Here is a 19,755-nt window from a genome sequence, read left to right on the forward strand (position 1 = left end):
GCCCCGCAGGAGCCGGCTCGCCGTGGTCGGTGGTGTCGTCCGCTTCGGCCTACCAGCCGTAATACGGGCGGCGGTAGCCGACCGGGCCGTAGCCGTAGGGCCCGTATTCCTCGACCCGCACCACGCGACGCGGGCGGTAGACCGGAACCTCGTCGATCTCCTCGACCCGGACCACGCGGGGCCGGCGATAGACGACCGGCGGCGGGGCGTAGCCGTAGGCGGGCGCGTAACCGTAGGCGGGGGCCGCCTGGGCGTTCGACACCGCGGCGCCGAGCAGCGCACCGGCCGCGAGTCCCCCGATCACCCCGGCGGCGACGGCGCCGCCGCCGCCGGCCTGGGCCTGGGTGGCGACGCTGCCGACCCCGATCAGGGCGGCGGCCGAGAGAACCGCGATCTTCTTCATGGCTGACACCTGGCTGCGAGGTTCGGAAGTGCCGGCTTGCATCCCGTGGACGTTGCATCCCGTGGACCGGCCGTGATGACACCTTGGCCGACGGCGCCTGCATCGAAGCTGAAGCGGTCCGACAGCCTCCGTTCAGCTTCGCGGGAGAGGCCGGTCCGCGACCCTGACCGGGGAGCGGCCGCCGGTCTCGACCCGGCCGGGAGCCACCCGGGGGAAGGCCCCAGCCGCCAGAGCAGAACGCCCGCTTCGACATCATGACGATCGGCTTGTTTTACGCGGCGGCATGTACTCCGATAGTCGCCGATCCCGTTCTGTGGTATTCCAGTCTGCGCCGCCTGCCCTAACGACGGTGGTTCAGCATTCTTTATCGAATTCAGCCTAAGATTGATGCCCAGACCGCAGAAGCGGTGAACGAGGGGGCCTGGATGCTGGAAGCAGACAAGATCGACGCGCGCCTGGAATTTCTCGAGATCGATCCGGACGTGAGCGCGGAACTGAAGAATGTGTGGGCGTTGATCGAGCCGGCGTTGCCGGCGGTGCTGGCCCGGTTCTACGACAAGATGCAGGGCATTCCCCACCTCGCGGCGATCCTCGGTTCGCACAAGCCGCGCCTCGTCTCGGCCCAGTCCAAGCACTGGGCGCAACTGTTCTCCGGCCGGTTCGACGAGGATTACGTCGCCAGCATCCGCCGGATCGGTCTCGTCCATCACAGGATCGGGCTGGAACCGCGCTGGTACATCGGCGGCTACAGCTTCATCCTGAACGAGCTGACGCGGCTGGTCTGCCGGCAGAAGCGGTTCGGCGATCCGTCCCGGCGTCTCGCCGCCCTGAACAAGGCGGTGATGATCGACATGGATTTCGCGATCTCGGTCTATCAGGACGTGCTGCTCGAGGAGCGGCAGAAGCGCGGCAGCGTCCTGGCGGCGGCGATCACGACCTTCTCGGAGGCGGTCCAGTCCAGCCTGACCGTCTCGGGCGAGGCGAGCGAGCGCCTCGCCGGCAGCGCCCGGACCCTGTCGGAGGCGACGGACCACGCCATGCGGCTGGCCGGTGACGCGGCGGCTGCGGCCGAGCATACCTCGACCGCGATGCAGACCAGCGCCGCGGCGACGGAGGAACTGGCCGTCTCGGTGCGAGAGATCGGGCAGCAGGCCCACCGGTCTGCCGCCGTCGCCCGCAGCGCGGTCGAGACCGCCGAGCGCACCCGGCATTCCGTCGGCAGCCTGATCGAGCACACCACCGAGATCAGCCAGGTCGTCGAACTCATCAACCAGATCGCCGGCCAGACCAACCTGCTGGCGCTCAACGCCACCATCGAAGCGGCCCGCGCCGGCGAGGCCGGACGCGGCTTCGCGGTGGTGGCCGCCGAGGTCAAGACGCTGGCCGGGCGCACCGCCAAGGCGACGACCGAGATCGCCTCGCGCATCGACGCGATCCAGCACGCGACCCGGCAGAGCGCCGACGACATCCGGGCGATCGGCGGGGTGATCGACGAGGTCAACGTCATCGCGGCCGCGATCGCCTCGGCCGTCGAGGAGCAGGGCGCGGTGACCGGCGAGATCTCCGGCACCGTTCAGCAGAGCGCCGGCCATGCCGGCTCTGTCTCGCAATCGGTCGCGAGCCTCGCCGAGGCCTCGGCCTCCGCGGCCGAGGTCGCCGGTCAGGTCGCGGAGGCCCGCCGCATCCTCGACGAGCAGCTCGACCGCCTGCGCCAGGACATCGCGACCTTCCTCGGCCACGCCCAGGCCGCATGAAGGCGGACGCGGCGGCTCATACGGTTTCTGAATGATCGCTCGGCGATCCCTGCGGTATCGCTTCGCGATGCAGAACCCGGCTTCGCTCAGGGGCGCGGAGCCTCCGGCTCCGCCGCGCGGGCTTCTGATACGGCTTTTGAACGATCAGTTCAAAAACCGTATCAGAGCAGGGTCGCCGCCGACCGCAGCAGCCACAGCGCGACCCAGCCGACGAAGACGAACCACGCCAGGGTCAGGGGAATGCCGACCACGAGGGTCGTGACCAGCGCGATGCTGCGCAGCCTGTCCATGATCGGGACCGGCTGCACGGTTCGCACGGCGTCGCGGGTGGGCTGAGTCTCGATCTGGAGCATCTTCCAATCTCGTTCGTCCTGCGTGCCGGTGCTCCAGCAAATGGGCCACCATGGGGCACGAATCCGGTCTCCGCCAAAGGTCGCAGGCCGGCCGGGATAGCCGTCGCACGACCGGTTCACGATGCCATGCGTCGGCATGACGGCGCATGAACGATCCGTTCATGAAGCGTCGTGGCGTCCGCGCGGCCCCGGGAGCGATCGGGTGTGGACCGTTTCGCCCCGAGACGTTCTCGTGCGCCGATCGGGGTGTTAAGGATGCGTGAAATGACACCTCCGTGACTCGCGCGACGCCGGTCGTCGGCGGTCCGGGCCAGTCGGGAGCACGCGATGCGGGACCTGTGGCGCCGCCGGGCAGGGTCGCTGCTGATGGCCGGCTTTCTCGCTGCCGTGGTGGCGGCGCCGGCAGACGCACAGCAGCCCTGGGTCGATCCGCCGGGCAAGGAGGTCGCACCTGCCGAGTCGGTCCAGCCGCGCCGCAGCCCGTCGTCCTCGGTGCGGTCGGACAGGCCGGCCCGGACGCGGGCGGTCGCCGCGGCCCCGGCGGTCCAGCCGATCCGTCGCGCGGTGGTGCAGGCGCCGCACGCCGCCCGGCGTGTCCGGGTCGTCACGGCGCGCCCGATGGTATCGCGCTCGGTCGCGCCCGGCCGGCGCGGATGGCACGAGGTGCCCCCGGGCGGCGAGGTCGTCCTGCTCGCCCGTCCGCCGCTGTCGGGCCATCTCGTCACCCGCCGTGTGGTCTGGCAGGACGAGACCGGGATCAGGTCCCGGACCTATCGCGTCCTCGTCGACGACGCGCTCTGGTAGTCAAAGCCCGGGCGGCAGGTTGTCGGGCTGGCTGAAGCGGAAGCTCACGTCCGGACGCGCCGCCGAATCGTCGCCCGCCCCCATCACCGCGACCCGCAGCAGCGCACTGCCGGCGAGCACCGCGAGGCCGGCGGCGACCGACAGCGCCCGGCCGTCCTCCGGCCGTCCGGCCCGGTCGCGCCAGTGCCGGGCGGCATAGAGCCCGAGCGGCAGCACGACGCCGAGCCCGACCGCCCCGAACCGCTCCACCCGGCCGGCCCGGCCCCGGGTCGCCGGAGCGACACCCGTGCGGCGATACGCGAGGGCGGCGGCGGCATCGCCGGCGAGTTCGACCGCGAGGGCGGCGGCCGTGAGGGTCTCCAGGCGCCGGCGGGTCGGCGCATCGGTTTCGGCGAGGGCGAGCGCCGCCGCGCCGGCGGCCATCGAGGACGCCCCGAACCGCACCGCCAGCGCCCGCGGCGCCGCCGCCCAGAGCGGCGTCGAGGTCGCGGCGAGCAGCGAGGCGGTGTAGGTCGAGAGCCCGGCGCCGAGGACCGCCGCCGGCCATCCGGCGAGCCGGGCGACCACGCCCGCCGCCCGCGGCGCCACCCCGCGATCGCCGGCGAATTGTGCCGCCGCGGTGAGGATCGCGCAGCCCGAGAACCCCATCAGGATCCAGGTGCCGATCGACATCGGCGAGGTCGCCTTGGCGACCCGCAGCATGGTGTAGAACCGGCTCGGCGTGTGCAGGTCGTAGATCAGCAGGGCCGAGCCGAGGGTCGGGGCGAGCAGGGCGGTGTAGCGCGCCCGCCGCACCAGCGGCCCGGCCTCCTCGCCCCGCGTCGCCTGCGCGATGGCGGCGAGGATCGCCGACGAGCCCGACAGGCCGGCGAGGAAGATGTAGCCGCCGACGACCGCGTTCTCGAACGGAGCCGGCTTGAGCTGGGCCCGCCCGTAATAGGTCGGCCCGTCCCAGGCCGGGCCGGGGGAGGGGGCGACGGCGCCCGAGGCCCGGTCGGGGCGCGGCAGGCCGGGTTCGGGGCCCTCGGTCAGGACGGGATATTGCGTGGTCACGATCGCCTCCGGTCGGAGGCGCCGAGCAGGAACGCCGCCGCCACCGCGAGCCCGGCCACCGCCGCGAGGCCGGAGGCGAGGCTCGGCGCGACGCGGTTGGCCGGCCGGGTCGGGGCCGCCGGCAGGTTGTAGACCTCCGGCCGCGCGGTGAGCAGGAAGAACGCGTTGAGATGGCCGAGATCGCCGGTCGCCCCGGGCGCGCCCGGCGTGCCGTAGAGGTAGGCGCCGGGCACCCCGCGCTCGTGCAGGACCGCGACCCGCTCCTCGGCCCGGGCCTGGAGCACGGACAACTCGCCGAACTGGATCGAATCGGTCGGGCACGCCTTGGCGCAGGCCGGCTCCAGGCCGCCCTTGAGGCGGTCGTAGCACAGCGTGCACTTGTGCGCCTTGCCGTCGACCGGGCTGACGTCGACGACGCCGAACGGGCAGGCCGGCACGCAGTAGCCGCAGCCGTTGCAGATGTCCTGCTGCACCACCACGGTGTCGAACTCGGTCTTGAACAGCGCGCCGGTCGGGCAGGCTTCGAGGCAGGGCGCGTTGTGGCAGTGCTTGCACACGTCGCTCATCATCAGCCAGCCGCTCTGGAACGGCGCCTCGACGGTGTCGCGCACGCCGCCGCAGCCGCTCGTCTCGACGAAGGCGACGTGGCGCCAGGTGTTGGCCGAGAGGGCGCCGGTATTGTCGTAGCTGTGGCCGGTGAGGCCGAGATTGTCGGCCGGCAGGTTGTTCCACTCCTTGCAGGCGACCTCGCACGCCTTGCAGCCGATGCAGACGGTGGTGTCGGTGAAGAAGCCGTAGGAGCGGCCGGGCTCGATCCGTACGCCCGCCGTGAGTTCGCTCTCGTGCGGGATCACGCCGGGCAGGTCCGATTGCGGGAAGTCGGCGGCGCGGGGATGCATCGTCACCGGCCGGACTCCCCGCACACCGAGATCTTTTCCGCCACGAAGCCGATCAGGTTGCGGGTGCGCGCGTACTCGACCCGCACCCGCGCCTGCCGCCGCTGCAACGGCGCGAGCTGGTCGGCCTCTCCAGCGGCGTTGCGCCCGAGGATGAACAGATGCGCGCTGCCGTCGTCGCCGACGAGCTGAAACCGGCTCTCCTGCACGATGGTGACGACGCCTTCCCTGACCGGCATGCGGGACCCCCGGCGTTCGCCCGAGACGCCGGCCGATCCGGGCTGCTGGCAGAACGTGCGGATTGGAAACGGTCCAGGGAGGCGGCGGTTCGTTCTGTCCGGAACTTCCCCGCCGACGATCCCGTTGCCCGGCCGCGAGGACCCGGCACGGGCCCCGGGCGTGGAGTCGGCGACGATGGCGAAACGGATCCGCAAGGGCATCGGCGCGCGCGTCGCCGGGTTCCTCCACGACTGGTCGATCCCGCGCCAGATCGCCGGCGAGAGCGTGATGAGCACGGCCGCCCGCAGCCGGACCTCGGAGACGCTGCGGCCGCGGCTGGAGGAGGCCGACCGGGTCGGGACCGGGATCTGCCCGTTCTGCGCCGTCGGCTGCGGCCAGCTCATCTACGCCAAGCAGGGCCGGCCGATCCACGTCGAGGGCGACCCGCGCTCGCCGGTCAACCAGGGCACCCTGTGCCCGAAGGGCGCCGGCACCCTCGGCATGCTGCTGTCGCCCGAGCGGGTCAGCACCGTGCTCTATCGCGCACCGCGCGCGACCGAGTGGGAGGTCAAGCCCCTCGACTGGGCGATGGAGCGGATCGCGCAGCGCACCAAGCGGGCCCGCGACGAGACCTTCGCCGAGACCCTGCCGGACGGGCGCCGGGTCAACCACACCCTCGGCCTCGGCTCGCTCGGCGGCGCGACGATGGACAACGAGGAGAACTACCTCATCAAGAAGCTGTTCGGCGGCGGCCTCGGCATGCTGAACATCGAGAACCAGGCCCGGATCTGACACTCGTCCTCGGTGCCCAGTCTGGGCACCTCCTTCGGACGCGGTGCGGCCACGATGGCGCTGTGGGACCTCGCCAACAGCGACTGCATCCTGGTGATGGGCTCCAACATGGCGGAGAACCATCCGGTCGGCTTCCGCTTCGTGGTCGAGGCGCAGCGCCGCGGCGCGACGGTGATCCACGTCGATCCGCGCTTCACCCGCACCAGCGCGCTCGCCGACCTCTACGCGCCGATCCGCGCCGGCTCGGACATCGCGTTCCTCGGCGGCATCATCCGGCACATCCTCGAGAACGATCTCTGGTTCCGCGACTTCGCGCTCGCCTACACCAACATCGCCCACATCATCGCCGACGGCTATGCCGGCCCCGACGAGGCCGACGGGCTGTTCTCGGGCTTCGACCGCGAGTCCGGCAGCTACAGCCACGACACCTGGCAATATGCCGGCAAGACCGTCCCGTCGCCGGTCTCCGAGCACCGGGTGAAGATGCAGGAATCGTCGAAGGACGGCGATTTCGAGAGCATGAGCGAGGGACCGCCGCCGACCGACCCGACCCTGCAGCACCCGAACTGCGTCTACCAGATCCTGCGGCGGCACTACGCCCGCTACACGCCCGAGATGGTCGAGCGCGTCACCGGCTGCCCGCGCGAGACCTTCCTGAAGGTCGCCGACGCGCTCGCGCGCAATTCCGGCCGCGAGCGCACCGGGGCGATCTGCTACGCGGTCGGCTGGACGCACCATTCGGTCGGGGTGCAGATCATCCGCGCCGCCTCGATTGTCCAGGGCCTGCTCGGCAATGTCGGCCGGCCCGGCGGCGGCATCATGGCGTTGCGCGGCCATGTCAGCATCCAGGGATCGACCGACATCCCGACCCTCTACAACATGCTGCCGACCTACCTGCCGCAGCCGAACGTCTTCCACGACCATGCCACCCTCGCCGACTACCTGAACGTCGAGACCCCGGCGACCGGCTGGTGGGCGAACATGCCGAAATACGTCGTGAGCCTGCTGAAGGCCTGGTACGGCGAGGCCGCGACCGCGGCGAACGACTGGTGCTACCCGTTCCTCCCGAAGCTCACCGGCGACCTGTCGCAGGAGCCGATGACGCTGGCGATGGCGAGCGGCGTGATGCGGGGCCAGTTCGTCCTCGGGCAGAACCCGCTGGTCGGCGCGGTCAACGCCGACTTCGTCGAGCGCGGGCTCGGCAAGCTCGAATGGCTGGTGGTGCGCGACTTCGCCATGACCGAGACGGCGAACTTCTGGCAGAAGGGCCGCCTGATCGCGCGCGGCGAATTGCGGCCGGAGGAGATCGAGACCGAGGTGTTCTTCCTGCCGGCGGCGATGCCCGGCGAGAAGGACGGTTCGGTGACCAACACCAGCCGGCTCGTGCAGTGGCACGACAAGGTCTGCGAGGCGCCCGGCGACAGCCGCTCCGACCTGTGGTTCATCTACCACCTCGGCAAGCGCCTCAAGCAGCTCTACGCCGACAGCGCCGAGACCCGCGACGGACCGATCCAGGCCCTGACCTGGGACTACCCGGAGCACGGCGCGCAGCGCGAGCCGGAGGCCGAGGCGGTCCTGCGCGAGATCAACGGCTACCGGGTCGCCACCGGCGAGCAGGTGCCGAGCTACAAGGAGCTGAAGGACGACGGCTCCACCGCCTGCGGTGGCTGGATGTATTGCGGCATCTATCCGAAGGCCGGCCACAACGTCGCGCGCTCGCGGGTGCCGGACGGTCCGGACGGGCCGGGCTCGCATCTCGGCTGGGCGTTCGCGTGGCCGTCGAACCGGCGCACGCTCTACAACCGCGCCTCCGCCGACCCGGAGGGCCGGCCGTGGTCGCAGGCCAAGCGGATGATCTGGTGGGACGAGGCGTCGGAACGCTGGACCGGCCTCGACGTGCCGGACTTCGTCGAGACCAAGCGGCCCGACTACCGCCCCGACTGGTCGCAGCGCCCGCACGGCATGGACGCCCTCGGCGGCGACGACCCGTTCATCATGGAGGCGGACGGCAAGAGCCAGCTCTTCGTGCCGTCGGGCCTGAAGGACGGACCGCTGCCGACGCATTACGAACCGATCGAGAGCCCGGTCGACAACCCGCTCTACCGGCGCCAGATCAACCCGACGGCGCAGATCTGGGAGCAGGACGGCAACCGCCTGAACCCGCACGGCGACCCGCGCTTCCCCTACGTGTTCACCACCTACCGGCTGACCGAGTTGCATTGCGGCGGCGTGCCGACCCGGGTGATGCCGCACACCGCCGAGTTGCAGCCGGAGGCGTTCGTGGAGGTGTCGCCGGAACTGGCCGAGGAACTCGGCATCCGCCATCTCGGCTGGACGGTGCTGTCGTCGCTGCGCGGCGAGATCGAGGTGAAGGCGATGGTCACCGAGCGATTGCGGCCGCTGCGCATCGACGGCCGGATCGTGCATCAGGTCGGGATGCCGTGGGTGTTCGGCCGGGAGGGCTACGCGCGGGGCGCGGTCGCCAACGTCCTGCTGGCGATCACCGGGGACGCCAATACCAGCATCCACACCACCAAGGCGGTGACCTGCGGCCTGCGCCCGGGGCGGATCGCGACGGGAGCGCGCCGGTGACGGCCGGCGGCGACCATCCCGGGCGCGAGGCCCTCACCGCCCTCGACGCGGCGCTGGCGCAGCGCCCGCACAAGGACCACTCGTCGCTGTCGCAGGCGACGACCTGCCTGTGCGCGTTCCGCGACAATCTCATCGCGGCGGGCCGGGACGGCCGCCCGAGCCCTGACATGATGCGGCTCAACGCGATCATCAGCGTCGTATTGGCGGGTCATTTCCCGCTCGGGGCGGTCCCGTGGGACGAACTGGTGCTCGCCCGGGGATGGCTCGCCGATCTCGTAGCGGATGCCGACGGCTGACGCCGCCGGCGCGGACTCAGCGGATCCGCCCGGGCCGGGTCGGCTCGAACACGATCTTGCGGTGGAAGGCGCACCAGCTCTTGCCGTCCGGAACCGGAGCGCCGCAGCAGACGGCGCGGTCGTTCGGCTCGCCGATGATGAACTTGCAGACGAAGGCCCCCGACTGCGCGAAGGGCACGCGAAGCTCCGGCGAGGGCTCCTCGACGGAATCGGCGGAGACGAGATGCGACATGCGCACGAGCTGGTTCATCAGGGGCTGACTCGTTGACCCGCGCGGAGGGCAGGCCGGTTCGGGGTTCCGACAAGGCCGCCGTCCTTGGAACCCAAGCCCGCGACGGCGGGTCCGCATGGGTCGCAGGGACGGCGTATCCGCTGCTATGTGGGGAGAGTAGGCCAAAACACAAGGGCCCGGAGCTTGATAGCCCCGTCCTTCACCCTGCACAATAGCCTGCTTCACCTTGAAGCGAGGTAAACGATCGTCGATCCGGGAGGGGTGGACCATCGTTCCCTTCGGGGGACGCCGCCTCCGTCGTCCGCTGCCCGGGATCGTCGAACGGGCCGCCGGCGGAGACGACCCGATTGTGCGTGATTCGCGCGCGGCTGCAAAGTCGATGACGCAGGGTTGTCCGGATTGCTTCGCAATGCGGGAACCGGTTTCGCTCAAGTGCCGCGCGAGCTGGTGATACGATTTTCGGAACTGATCGTCCGACTATCGTATCAGTCCGTGGTCGGATCGTAGGGCGGGCGCGGAATCGCCCGGTGGGCCGCCCGCAGGGCCGCCGACCAGCGCTCGCGCAGGTCGTGGAAATACGGTTCGCCGGCCTCGATCCGGTGCAGCACCTCGGTGCGGCAGGTGTTGCGCCGGATCACCGTGAGATCGATCGGCAGCCCGACGCCGAGGTTCGACCGCATGGTCGAATCCATCGAGATCAGCCCGACCTTCAGGGCGTCGTAGACGTCGGTCTTGAACGTCACGGCGCGGTCGAGGATCGGCTTGCCGTACTTGTGCTCGCCGATCTGCAGGAACGGCGCGTCCTGGCTGCAGGCGATGAAGTTGCCGGCCGAGTAGATCATGTAGAGCCGCATCGGCCCGTCGCCGATCTGGCCGCCGAACAGGAACGACACCTCGAAGCGCAGTTGCGCCGCCTCGAAGCCCTCGCGCTCGATCGCCCGCACGGTGCGGATCGCCCGGCCGATCAGTTGCGCGGCGCGGAACATCGTCGGCGCGTCGTAGATCGTCTCGGGCTTGCCAGTCTCCGGGTTCTCCACGCCCTCGGCGAGGAGGCTCAGCACCGACTGGGTCACCGAGAGGTTGCCGGCCGAGGCGAGCGCCAGCACGCGCTCGCCGGGCTTGGTGAACATATGCAACTTGCGATAGGTCGAGATGTCGTCGAGACCCGCATTGGTGCGGGTGTCGGCGATCATGACGAGGCCTTCCTCGACCAGGATCCCGACGCAATAGGTCATCGCTCGCCCCCTCGACTCCCGGCCGTGCCTGCCCCCGGGACAGGCGGCACCCTTGCGCAGACGCCGCCGGGGGTCCAGCCGAAACAGCGGGCACAGACGAGGGTGCCGGGGAAGCGTGGCGGGTAATCCACGCTTGCGCGGCGAATCAGGACTGGGATTGCGCCTGGGCCTGCCCGCGGGCGTCGTCCACCCGCACCCGCACGGTGAGCGTCTCGGTGCCGCCGCCGGTGCGGCTGCCGCGCACCGGGCCGGCATCGAGGTAGTCGAGGCCGACCGCGACCCGCAGATGCGCGCTGGTGGTCGAGATGCCGAAGCTCGGGTCGAACCCGACCCAGCCGAGATCCGGGACCAGCGCCTCGGCCCAGGCGTGGCCGGCGGCCTGATCGACGCCGTCGGGGCGGTAATGGTAGCCCGAGACGTAGCGGGCCGGGATCTCGAGGTGGCGAGCGGCGGCGACGAAGATATGGGCGAGGTCCTGCCCGACGCCCTCGCGCAGGGCGAAGGCTTCCGCCGCGGTGCTGCCGGAATCGGTCGGGCCGGGGGCGAAGCGGACTTCCTGGTGGACCGCGCCGACGAGGCGGTGCAGCAGGGCGAGCCGGTCGCCGCCGGCCACCGCCACGCCGTCGGCGAAGCCTCCGATCGCCGGGTCGGCGGAGGCGAAGCGCGATTCGCGCAGGTAGAACGGATCGGGCAGCCGCTCGACCGTGCCGCGGACGATTCCCGCGGTGTCGGCGGTCTCGACCTCGCCGGTGACGCGCACCGTCAGGGCATCCGAGGGTCCGTCGGCGCTGAAGACGTGGACGACGTTGCCGTAGCCGTCCTCTCGGCGGCTGAGCCGGCCGTCCACCGACGGCTCGATGCGCCAGGACCGGACGTGCTGCCCGTCATGGTCGCGCGGGGTGAGCCGCAGGATCTGGATCAGACCGCGGGCGAGGGATTCGTACTGGTAGACGGTCTCGTGGACGACGCGGATGCGCATGGTCGGACAACGCCCGGGGCCGTTCTGGAGAAGCGGCACAGTATGACGGAGACGGGGCGGTTCCGGGAAGGGCCGATGGGCCGCTCCCGGAGGAAAAGTCTGGATGGAGGTCATCGCCGGAAGATGGGGGCTGCCGATGCCCTGCCAATCCGGGGTGCGACCCCGCTACCCAGGAGGAACCCGCGCGGTCAGCAGAGATACTGCTCGATGATCGCGGCCCCGAGGCGGTTATTCTCGGCGATGAAGCCCTGGATGAACTCGTGCAGGCCGGTGGAGAAGATCTCCTCGATCGACTGCCCGTCGAGCTGGGCCAGCAGGTTGCTCGCCACCCGCTGGCTCGGGCCGCGCCGGCCGTAGGCGTCGGCGATGAGGTCGAGGTGGCGCACCAGCATCTCGTAGCAGTTGGCGAGCGAGCGCGGCATCTCGCGGTTCAGGATCAGCAGGTCGGCCACCAGCCAGGGCTTGACGCTCTCCCGGTAGACCCAGTGATAGGCGGTCAGCGCCGAGACCTCGCGCAGGATCGTGGTCCACTGGAAGTAGTCGAGGCTGCCGCCGACCCGCTCGGTCTCGGGCAGCAGGACGTGGTACTTCACGTCGAGGATGCGGGCGGTGTTGTCGGCGCGCTCGATCGCGACGCCGAGGCGGGTGAACCAGTAGGCGTCGTTGCGCAGCATCGTCCGGTAGGCCGAGCCGTCGAAGGCGAGCGACACCCCCTTCACCCAGTCGAGGAAGCGGGCGAATTCCTCGCGGCTGAGGTCGCGCCCCTCGTAGGAGCGCAGGTGCAGCCACGCCTCGTTGATCGCTTCCCACATCTCGACCGTGAGCGCGGTGCGGACGCTGCGCGCGTTCTCGCGGGCGGTCTGGATGCACGAGCGGATCGAGGACGGATTGTGCGGGCTGAACGCGAGGAAGTCGCGGACGGTGTGTTCGTTGACGCTGTCGTAGTGCTGGCGGAAGACCTCGCCGTCGGCGGCCGAGGCGAGGGCGGAGGCCCACTCGCTGGCCTCGCCGCCGGCGTAGTTCGCCGGGAGGGCCGAGAGCCGCAGGGCGGCGTCGAGAAGCCGGGCGACGAAGTCGGCGCGCTCGGTATAGCGCGAGAGCCAGTACAGGTTGTCGGCGGTGCGGGAGAGCATGGGAACTCGCGGCAGGTCGTCTCGGGGGCGGCCGGGGCTGTTGCATGGCTCCGGCGGGCGGGGCGTCGGCGTCAGCCGTCGAGCACCCAGGTGTCCTTGGTGCCGCCGCCCTGGCTGGAATTGACCACCAGGGAGCCTTCCTTCAGCGCCACCCGGGTCAGGCCGCCGGGGATGATGCGGATGTCGTCGGCGCCGGCGAGCACGAACGGGCGCAGGTCGACGTGGCGCGGCGCGACGCCCGAGGCGACGAAGGTCGGGCAGGTCGAGAGCGACAGGGTCGGCTGGGCGATGAAGCCGTCCGGCGCGTGGCGCAGCTTGCGGGCGAAATCCTCGATCTCGCGCTTGGTCGCGTGCGGGCCGACCAGCATGCCGTAGCCGCCCGAGCCGTTGACCTCCTTGACCACGAGGTCGCCGAGATTGGCCAGAACGTAGGCAAGCGCATCCTTCTCGCGGCAGCGCCAGGTCGGCACGTTGTGCAGGATCGGGTCCTCGCCGGTGAAGAACTTCACGATCTCCGGCATGTAGCTGTAGACCGCCTTGTCGTCGGCGATGCCGGTGCCGACCGCGTTGGCCAGGGTGACGCTGCCGCTCTGATAGGCGCTGATGAGGCCCGGCACGCCGAGCACCGAATCGGGCCGGAACACCAGCGGGTCGAGGAAGTCGTCGTCGATGCGCCGGTAGATCACGTCGACCCGCCGCGGCCCTTCCGTCGTCCGCATGTAGACGACGTCGTCCTTGGTGAAGAGGTCGGACGCCTCGACGAGCTCGACCCCGAGCTTGTCGGCGAGGAACGAGTGCTCGTAGAACGCGGAGTTGAAGCGGCCGGGGGTGAGCAGCACCACGGTCGGGTCCTGCGCCGCGGTCTTGGGCGCGAGGCTGCGCAGGGTGGCCAGCAGCGCGTCCGGGTAGGCCTCGACCGGCGAGACCCGGTGGCGCGAGAACAGCTCGGGGAACAGCCGCAGCATCACCTCTCGGTTCTCCAGCATGTAGGAGACGCCCGACGGGGTGCGGGCGTTGTCCTCCAGCACGAAGAACTCGTCCTCGCCGGTGCGGACGATGTCGATGCCGGCGATGTGGACGTACTTGTCGTGCGGGACCTGGAAGTCCCGCATCTCCAGCCGGTAATGCGGGTTGCGGTAGACGAGGTCGCCCGGGATGACTCCGGCCTTGATGCATTCCTGCGGTCCGTAGATGTCGGCCAGGAAGGCGTTGAGCGCGGTCACCCGCTGCTTGAGCCCGCGCTCCAGGAAGCCCCATTCCGGCTTGGTCAGCACCCGCGGGATGATGTCGAACGGGATCAGCCGCTCGGTCGACTCGCTGTCGCCGTAGACCGCGAAGGTGATTCCGATCCGCCGGAAGAAGAGTTCCGCCTGGCTGCGCCGGGTGTCGAAATGTTCCGGCGGCGTGGTGTCGAGCCAGTTCTTCAGTGCGGCGTAAGCCTCGCGCACCGCGGCCGCCTCGGTTCCGCTCCCCTTGAGTCCGTCCATCTCGTCGAACGCGCTGAGCGGCATGTGCGTCCCTCTCTATTTGCGCCGAAGCTAGACGCAAGACGGGGGCCAAGGCAAAGGAAATGCGGCGCCCGGCGGCGGCGTTCCACGGTCCATGCGTCAGATCAGCTTCAGGCCGCGCAGGCTGGCATGGCCGTCGCGCCCGACGATGATGTGGTCGTGCACGACGATGCCGAGGGGCGCGGCCGCGGCGACGATCTCGCGGGTGAGCTTGATGTCGGCCTGGGACGGCGCCGGGTCGCCGGACGGATGGTTGTGGACGAGGATCAGGGCGGTCGCCGAGAGTTCGAGCGCCCGCCGCAGCACCTCGCGGGTGTAAACCGGGGTGTGGTCGACGGTGCCGCGGCCCTGGACCTCGTCGGCGATGAGGCGGTTGCGCTTGTCGAGGAACAGCAGCCGGAACTCCTCGCGCGGGGCGAAGGCCATGGCGGCGCGGCAATACTCGATCACCGCGGACCAGGACGACAGCAGGGTCCGCTCGGCGACCGCGCCGCGGGCGAGGCGCTGGCCGGCGGCCTCGACGATCTTGAGGTCGGCCACCACCGCCGGGCCGATCCCCTCGACCTCGGCCAACCGCTCGGGCGCGGCGCCGAGCACCTCGGCGAAGCTGCCGAAGCGGCGCAGCAGCGCCTTGGCGAGGGGCTTCACGTCCCGCCGCGGGATCGAGCGGAACAGGATCAGTTCGAGGAACTCGTAGTCCGGCAGCGCCTCGCCGCGGGCGAAGCGGGCCCGCAGGCGGTCGCGGTGGCCGTGGTAGTGCGGCGCCTCGATCTCTCCGGCGAGGTCCGCCGCCTCGGCGAGGCCGCGCGGCGACCGGGGCGGAGCGCCGGCCATCGCGGTCAGGCGACGGAGAGCGGCTTGTGCAGGCCCTTGGGCGAGAGCGTGAAGATCTCGACCCCGGTCTCGGTGACCCCGATCGTGTGCTCGAACTGCGCCGAGAGCGAGCGGTCGCGGGTGACGGCGGTCCAGCCGTCGGCGAGCACCTTCACGTGCGGGCGGCCGAGGTTGATCATCGGCTCGACGGTGAAGAGCTGGCCGGGGCGCAGCGGCACGTCGTAGCTCGGCTCGACGTAGTGCAGGACGGTCGGAGCGTCGTGGTAGGTCCGGCCGAGGCCGTGGCCGCAGAAGTCGCGCACCACCGAGCAGCGCTCGGCCTCGGCGAAGGTCTGGATCGCCGCGCCGATGTCGTTGGTGCTGCCGCCGGGCCGGATCGCCGCGATGCCGCGCATCAGCGCCTCGTAGGTGATGTCGCACAGGCGCGCCGCCTTGCGCGACACCTCGCCGACATAGGCCATGCGGCTCGAATCGCCGTGCCAGCCGTCGACGATGAGGCAGATGTCGAGGTTGACGATGTCGCCCTCGCGCAGGGGCTTGTCGTTGGGGATGCCGTGGCACACGACATGGTTGATCGAGGTGCAGATCGACTTCGGGTAGCCGCGGTAGTGCAGCGAGGCCGGGTAGGCGCCGTGATCCATCGCGAAGGCGTAGGCGAGGCGGTCGAGCGCCTCGGTCGTCACGCCCGGGACGGTCGCCTCCATCAGCAGGTCGAGGGCCTCGGCCGTGAGGCGGCCGGCCCTCCGCATGGCCTCGAACGCCTCCGGTCCGTGGATCGGCGGTTCCTGCCGGCGGTCCTGGCCCGCCTTCTGCTCGTCACGACTCATTCACACCGGGTCCGCAAAGCCCGCCACGCCGCCGGGGATCCTCTGATGCACCGGATGTAGGCCGTTACCGGGATGAAGCCAAGGACGGATGGCAGGGATCCCAGGGCAATCGGATGAACCCGATTGCCCCGGCATGGCTCCCGCGCCCGCGCCTCCTCTAGGCTTCCGCCGGGCGAGCGGTTAGAGGAAGCCGCACGGCCCGAAAGCAGGATCACGCGATGGCAGACAAGGCGGTACCGCACTTCCACAACCAGGACGGGCTCCGGGTCATCCATGTCGGCTCGAAGGAGTTCATGTGCATCGGGGCGCTGCCCCCGTTCGATCACCCGCACGTGTTCCTCGACATGGGCGCCGACGACGAGATCATCTGCCAGTACTGCTCGACGCTCTACCGCTACCGCGGCGACCTGAAGGCCGGGACCGCGGATCCCGCCTCGTGCGTCTGGGACGACCGCGCCCGCCTCGCCGCCGAGTGAGCGCGCCCCCGGCCGGGCGGCGGGTGCCGGACCGGCCCGGCCTGCGGATCGTCGTCGTCGGCGCCGGCATCGGCGGGCTCACCGCCGCCCTGACCCTCGCCGCCGGCGGCCACGACGTCACCCTCGTCGAGCGCGCCACCGGCTTCAGCGCGCTCGGCGCCGGGCTCCAGCTCTCGCCGAACGCCAGCCGGATTCTGATCGATCTCGGCCTCGGCGCCTCCCTGCGCCGGGCGGCCGGCGAGCCAGAGCGGGTGCGCATCCGCAGCCTCGGCGGCCGCGAGATCGGCGGCGTCGCCCTCGGCGCGACCATGCGCGAGCGGTTCGGCGCGCCGTACTGGGTCATCCACCGCGCCGACCTGCAGACCGTCCTGCTCGACGCCGTGCGCGGCCGACCCGGCATCCGGCTGCTGGTGGGGCGCAACGCCACCGCGCTCGCCCAGACGGCGGAGGAGGCCAGCGTCACGGTCGAGACCGCGGGAGGGCGGGCCGAGGTGCTGACCGCCGACCTCGTCGTCTGCGCCGACGGGGTGCGCTCGGCCCTGCGCCCGCGCCTGGACCGGCGGCCGCTCAAGCCCCTCGGCGCCGCCGCGTGGCGGGCGACCCTGCCCCGCGCGCAGGCGCCGGACGGCTTCTCGGCCAACGAGACCGGGCTGTGGCTCGGCCGCGACCGGCACGTCGTGCACTACCCGATCCGCGGCGGCGAGCGGATCAACCTCGTGGCGGTGATGCCCCAGGCTCCCGGCGAGACCGACTGGTCGGCGCCCGGCGACCCGGAGCGGATCCGGGCGGCCTTCGCCGATGCGGCGGCACCGCTCCGCGCCCTGCTCGCCGCGCCGGAGGACTGGCTCGCCTGGACGCTCGCCGACCGCGCCGCCGCCCGCCCGATGGCGCGCGGCCGGATCGCGCTCCTCGGCGACGCCGCCCATCCGGTGCTGCCGTTCCTGGCGCAAGGGGCGGCCCTGGCGATCGAGGACGCCGCCGACCTCGCCGCCCGCCTCGCCGCCGATCCGATTCCGAAAGCGCTGGCGCGCTACGCCGCCGCCCGGGCCGCCCGGGCCGGCCGGGTCCAGTCGCACGCCCGCCGCAACGGCCGCCTCTACCATTCCGGCCCGCTGGTCGCCGCCGCCCGCGACGCGGTGATGGCCCGCCTCGGCCCCGAGGGCATGACCGCGCGCTACACCTGGCTCTACGGCTGGCGCCCCGAATCCCATTCTTGATTTCGCCGGTCCGTGCGGGCACACCCGGGACCGCACTCGACGCCGAGACGGGGCCGCTTGCCGAAATCGGTAGACGGAAGGCACTTAAAATGCCTCGGGCTTCGCCCGTGTGGGTTCGAGTCCCACAGCGGCCACCATCCCCGGACGTCGCGTGGCGAAACCGACTGACGGCGTGCCGGGGCTTTGCTAGACAGCGCCGGCTTTCCCCTCGTCAGGATTCCGTCATGTCGCACGCAGAACTCGCCCGGACCCTCGAAGCCGCCTGGGAGGAGCGCGCGACCATCGACGCCTCGACGCAGGGCGCGGTCCGCGAAGCGGTGGACACCGCGCTGGGCCTGCTCGATTCCGGCGAGGCCCGCGTCGCCGAGAAGGCCGGGTCCGAGTGGCAGGTCAACCAGTGGCTCAAGAAGGCGGTGCTGCTGTCGTTCCGCCTCAACGACATGGCGGCGATCCCCGGCGGGCCCGGCGGCGCGGCGTGGTGGGACAAGGTGCCGTCGAAGTTCGAGGGCTGGGACGCCGCGCGCTTCCGCGCCGCCGGCTTCCGCGCCGTGCCCGGCGCCATCGTGCGCCGCGGCGCCTACATCGCCCCCGGCGCGGTGCTGATGCCGTCCTTCGTCAATCTCGGCGCCTCGGTCGGCGAGGGCACGATGGTCGACACCTGGGCGACGATCGGGTCCTGCGCCCAGGTCGGCCGCCACTGCCACATCTCGGGCGGGGCCGGCATCGCCGGCGTGCTGGAGCCGCTCCAGGCCAACCCGGTCATCATCGAGGACAACTGCTTCGTCGGCGCCCGCGCCGAGGTCGCCGAGGGCGTGATCGTCGGCGAGGGCAGCGTGCTGTCGATGGGCGTCTACATCGGCGCCTCGACCAAGATCATCGACCGCGCCACCGGCGAGGTGAGCTACGGCCGGGTGCCGCCCTACTCGGTGGTGGTCTCGGGCACGCAACCCGGCAAGCCGCTGCCGGACGGCACCCCCGGCCCGTCGCTGTACTGCGCCGTGATCGTCAAGCGGGTCGATGCCGGCACCCGCGCCAAGACCGCCATCAACGACCTGCTGCGCGACTGAAGCCGGGGTTGGCGGGCGCCTTCCGGCGCCCGTCAGGTCGCCTCGTTGCCGGTCTCCAGCAGGGTGAACGGCTCGCGCTCGTTGACCCGCTGGCCGCGGGTGACCGCGTTGACGGTGAGGTGCTGAGGATTGCCGAGCACGTCCTCGTACCGGATGCGGCCGCGCAGATACAGGGCGAGCTCGCCGCCGACGATCCGCTCGGCGATGTTCGGGTGCGCGCTGAGGTCGAGGGCGTAGACGAGGCTGCGGCCCTGGCCGGCCGCGAGGGTGCCGGGGAAGATCTCGGCCGGCTCGGCGCGGCCGTCGTCGCTCGAGACATCCGGGAAGGTCCGCACCAGGATCTGCAGGTCGGGCACGAGGGCGCGGGCCGGCGTCGCGCCGTAGTTGCGGATCTCGACCTGCACGGCGATGCGCTTGCCGGGGGCGAATTGCTGGAAGGTGATGCCGGCGATGCCGAGATAGGCGCGGACGCGCTGGGCCTCGGCCTGCTTCGCGGACGCGGTCTCGGCGATCAGCGCCGACAGGAGCCGGTTGTTGGCCTCGACATGCCGGGCGACCAGCCGCCCGACCCGGCGGCCCGACGCGGCCGTCAGGAGGCTCACCAGCACGAAGGCCGCGAGGACCGCCAGCAGCACGACCTCCTGCGACCCGAGGGAGAACCGGCCGGGATCGAGGCTGCTGAGGGTCGACAACGACCGGTCCCTCAGTTCGAGGCCGAAGAGCTGCGCCTGCGACCACGCTTCGGCGAAGCCGGGATTGGTCGTGAGGTAGTAGAGCGAGATCGCGATGTAGCCGAGCGCCACCAGAACCAGGACGGATTTCAGGGCTCGCATGATCGGGCTTCCATCCGGGATCGAGGGGTGGACCGGCGATGCCGGTTCCGGCCGGCTTCGCTCCGTCCCCGGTTCGGATGGACGCGACGGCCGGCCGCGAGGGCGGCGGTTTCCGCCCGGCGGTGGTCGGGTCAATTCCTCCGGCGGTCCTGTCTTCCCCCGTCCGGGCCCGGCGTTCAACCGGATGGTCTTCGGGTTCTCGCCGCGATCCACTGTTTCGTCGCAGACGAGCCCGTGTCGAACTACCGAGAA

At 71.2% G+C, this 19,755-nt stretch carries 20 protein-coding genes and 1 tRNA gene; 8 read left to right on the forward strand and 13 right to left on the reverse strand.

The window, feature by feature from the left end:
* Positions 1 to 49: 49 nt before the first annotated feature.
* Positions 50 to 403 (reverse strand): hypothetical protein, encoded by a 354-nt coding sequence (locus tag EOE48_RS17030; RefSeq protein ID WP_127731278.1) that lies wholly within the window; start codon positions 401 to 403, stop codon positions 50 to 52.
* 425 nt (positions 404 to 828) lie between these two features.
* On the opposite strand from EOE48_RS17030, the gene EOE48_RS17035 reads away from it, so the two are divergent.
* Entirely contained in the window at positions 829 to 2,157 is a 1,329-nt protein-coding gene (locus EOE48_RS17035) for a globin-coupled sensor protein (RefSeq protein WP_127731280.1), read from the forward strand.
* A 161-nt stretch (positions 2,158 to 2,318) separates the two neighbouring features.
* Here EOE48_RS17035 and EOE48_RS17040 read toward each other — a convergent pair whose 3' ends face one another.
* The gene (locus EOE48_RS17040) at positions 2,319 to 2,510 is read right to left on the reverse strand and encodes a hypothetical protein (protein ID WP_127731282.1); all 192 of its coding nucleotides are present in this window, start codon (positions 2,508 to 2,510) and stop codon (positions 2,319 to 2,321) included.
* A gap of 327 nt (positions 2,511 to 2,837) precedes the next feature.
* On the opposite strand from EOE48_RS17040, the gene EOE48_RS17045 reads away from it, so the two are divergent.
* Positions 2,838 to 3,314, forward strand: coding sequence for a hypothetical protein (locus tag EOE48_RS17045; RefSeq protein ID WP_127731284.1), 477 nt, complete (start codon positions 2,838 to 2,840; stop codon positions 3,312 to 3,314).
* On the opposite strand, the gene nrfD is transcribed toward EOE48_RS17045, so the two are convergent.
* From nrfD to EOE48_RS17060, 3 genes are read right to left on the reverse strand one after another with little or no spacing between them, the layout of a single operon-like run.
* A complete protein-coding gene (nrfD, locus tag EOE48_RS17050; protein ID WP_127731286.1) occupies positions 3,315 to 4,367 on the reverse strand; it encodes an NrfD/PsrC family molybdoenzyme membrane anchor subunit in 1,053 nt (350 codons plus the stop codon).
* Positions 4,364 to 5,266 carry a 4Fe-4S dicluster domain-containing protein gene (locus EOE48_RS17055; RefSeq protein WP_127731382.1) on the reverse strand — a complete coding sequence of 301 codons (903 nt, stop codon included), beginning with the start codon at positions 5,264 to 5,266 and terminating at the stop codon, positions 4,364 to 4,366. The genes nrfD and EOE48_RS17055 overlap by 4 nt, the downstream gene beginning before the upstream one ends.
* Positions 5,267 to 5,268: 2 nt before the next feature.
* On the reverse strand, positions 5,269 to 5,502 hold the full coding sequence (locus EOE48_RS17060; protein ID WP_127731288.1) for a hypothetical protein: 234 nt from the start codon (positions 5,500 to 5,502) through the stop codon (positions 5,269 to 5,271).
* Between the two features lie 175 nt (positions 5,503 to 5,677).
* Here EOE48_RS17060 and fdh point away from each other — a divergent pair, with 175 nt between their 5' ends.
* Both fdh and EOE48_RS17075 read left to right on the forward strand, forming a co-directional pair.
* Complete coding sequence (gene fdh, locus EOE48_RS17070; protein WP_281292781.1) at positions 5,678 to 8,866, forward strand: formate dehydrogenase; 3,189 nt, start codon at positions 5,678 to 5,680, stop codon at positions 8,864 to 8,866.
* Positions 8,863 to 9,162 carry a hypothetical protein gene (locus tag EOE48_RS17075; protein WP_127731294.1) on the forward strand — a complete coding sequence of 100 codons (300 nt, stop codon included), beginning with the start codon at positions 8,863 to 8,865 and terminating at the stop codon, positions 9,160 to 9,162. Before fdh ends, EOE48_RS17075 begins: the two co-directional genes overlap by 4 nt.
* Positions 9,163 to 9,178: 16 nt before the next feature.
* Here EOE48_RS17075 and EOE48_RS17080 read toward each other — a convergent pair whose 3' ends face one another.
* The 7 genes from EOE48_RS17080 to map all read right to left on the reverse strand — a co-directional run bounded on the left by EOE48_RS17080 (position 9,179) and on the right by map (position 15,910).
* Entirely contained in the window at positions 9,179 to 9,412 is a 234-nt protein-coding gene (locus EOE48_RS17080) for a hypothetical protein (protein ID WP_127731296.1), read from the reverse strand.
* Between the two features lie 467 nt (positions 9,413 to 9,879).
* A complete protein-coding gene (locus EOE48_RS17085) occupies positions 9,880 to 10,629 on the reverse strand; it encodes a proteasome-type protease (protein WP_127731298.1) in 750 nt (249 codons plus the stop codon).
* 145 nt (positions 10,630 to 10,774) lie between these two features.
* Complete coding sequence (locus EOE48_RS17090) at positions 10,775 to 11,608, reverse strand: transglutaminase family protein (protein WP_127731300.1); 834 nt, start codon at positions 11,606 to 11,608, stop codon at positions 10,775 to 10,777.
* Positions 11,609 to 11,796: 188 nt separating this feature from the next.
* Positions 11,797 to 12,741 carry an alpha-E domain-containing protein gene (locus EOE48_RS17095; protein WP_127731302.1) on the reverse strand — a complete coding sequence of 315 codons (945 nt, stop codon included), beginning with the start codon at positions 12,739 to 12,741 and terminating at the stop codon, positions 11,797 to 11,799.
* A 71-nt stretch (positions 12,742 to 12,812) separates the two neighbouring features.
* Positions 12,813 to 14,252, reverse strand: coding sequence for a circularly permuted type 2 ATP-grasp protein (locus EOE48_RS17100; RefSeq protein ID WP_127731304.1), 1,440 nt, complete (start codon positions 14,250 to 14,252; stop codon positions 12,813 to 12,815).
* 96 nt (positions 14,253 to 14,348) lie between these two features.
* Entirely contained in the window at positions 14,349 to 15,083 is a 735-nt protein-coding gene (gene radC / locus EOE48_RS17105; RefSeq protein WP_127731306.1) for a RadC family protein, read from the reverse strand.
* A 5-nt stretch (positions 15,084 to 15,088) separates the two neighbouring features.
* Entirely contained in the window at positions 15,089 to 15,910 is an 822-nt protein-coding gene (gene map / locus EOE48_RS17110) for a type I methionyl aminopeptidase (protein ID WP_127731308.1), read from the reverse strand.
* A 218-nt stretch (positions 15,911 to 16,128) separates the two neighbouring features.
* Here map and EOE48_RS17115 point away from each other — a divergent pair, with 218 nt between their 5' ends.
* The 4 genes from EOE48_RS17115 to dapD all read left to right on the forward strand — a co-directional run bounded on the left by EOE48_RS17115 (position 16,129) and on the right by dapD (position 18,670).
* Positions 16,129 to 16,386 carry a zinc-finger domain-containing protein gene (locus EOE48_RS17115; protein WP_127731310.1) on the forward strand — a complete coding sequence of 86 codons (258 nt, stop codon included), beginning with the start codon at positions 16,129 to 16,131 and terminating at the stop codon, positions 16,384 to 16,386.
* Positions 16,383 to 17,603 carry an FAD-dependent monooxygenase gene (locus tag EOE48_RS17120; protein ID WP_246154546.1) on the forward strand — a complete coding sequence of 407 codons (1,221 nt, stop codon included), beginning with the start codon at positions 16,383 to 16,385 and terminating at the stop codon, positions 17,601 to 17,603. Before EOE48_RS17115 ends, EOE48_RS17120 begins: the two co-directional genes overlap by 4 nt.
* A 51-nt stretch (positions 17,604 to 17,654) precedes the next feature.
* Positions 17,655 to 17,740, forward strand: a tRNA-Leu gene (locus EOE48_RS17125).
* 87 nt (positions 17,741 to 17,827) lie between these two features.
* Entirely contained in the window at positions 17,828 to 18,670 is an 843-nt protein-coding gene (dapD, locus tag EOE48_RS17130; RefSeq protein WP_127731312.1) for a 2,3,4,5-tetrahydropyridine-2,6-dicarboxylate N-succinyltransferase, read from the forward strand.
* A 32-nt stretch (positions 18,671 to 18,702) separates the two neighbouring features.
* Here dapD and EOE48_RS17135 read toward each other — a convergent pair whose 3' ends face one another.
* Positions 18,703 to 19,503: a hypothetical protein gene (locus tag EOE48_RS17135; protein ID WP_127731314.1), complete on the reverse strand. Its 801-nt coding sequence runs from the start codon at positions 19,501 to 19,503 to the stop codon at positions 18,703 to 18,705.
* Positions 19,504 to 19,755 lie beyond the last annotated feature (252 nt).

It is taken from the genome of Methylobacterium oryzihabitans, from assembly GCF_004004555.2.
GTDB classification, from domain to species: domain Bacteria; phylum Pseudomonadota; class Alphaproteobacteria; order Rhizobiales; family Beijerinckiaceae; genus Methylobacterium; species Methylobacterium oryzihabitans.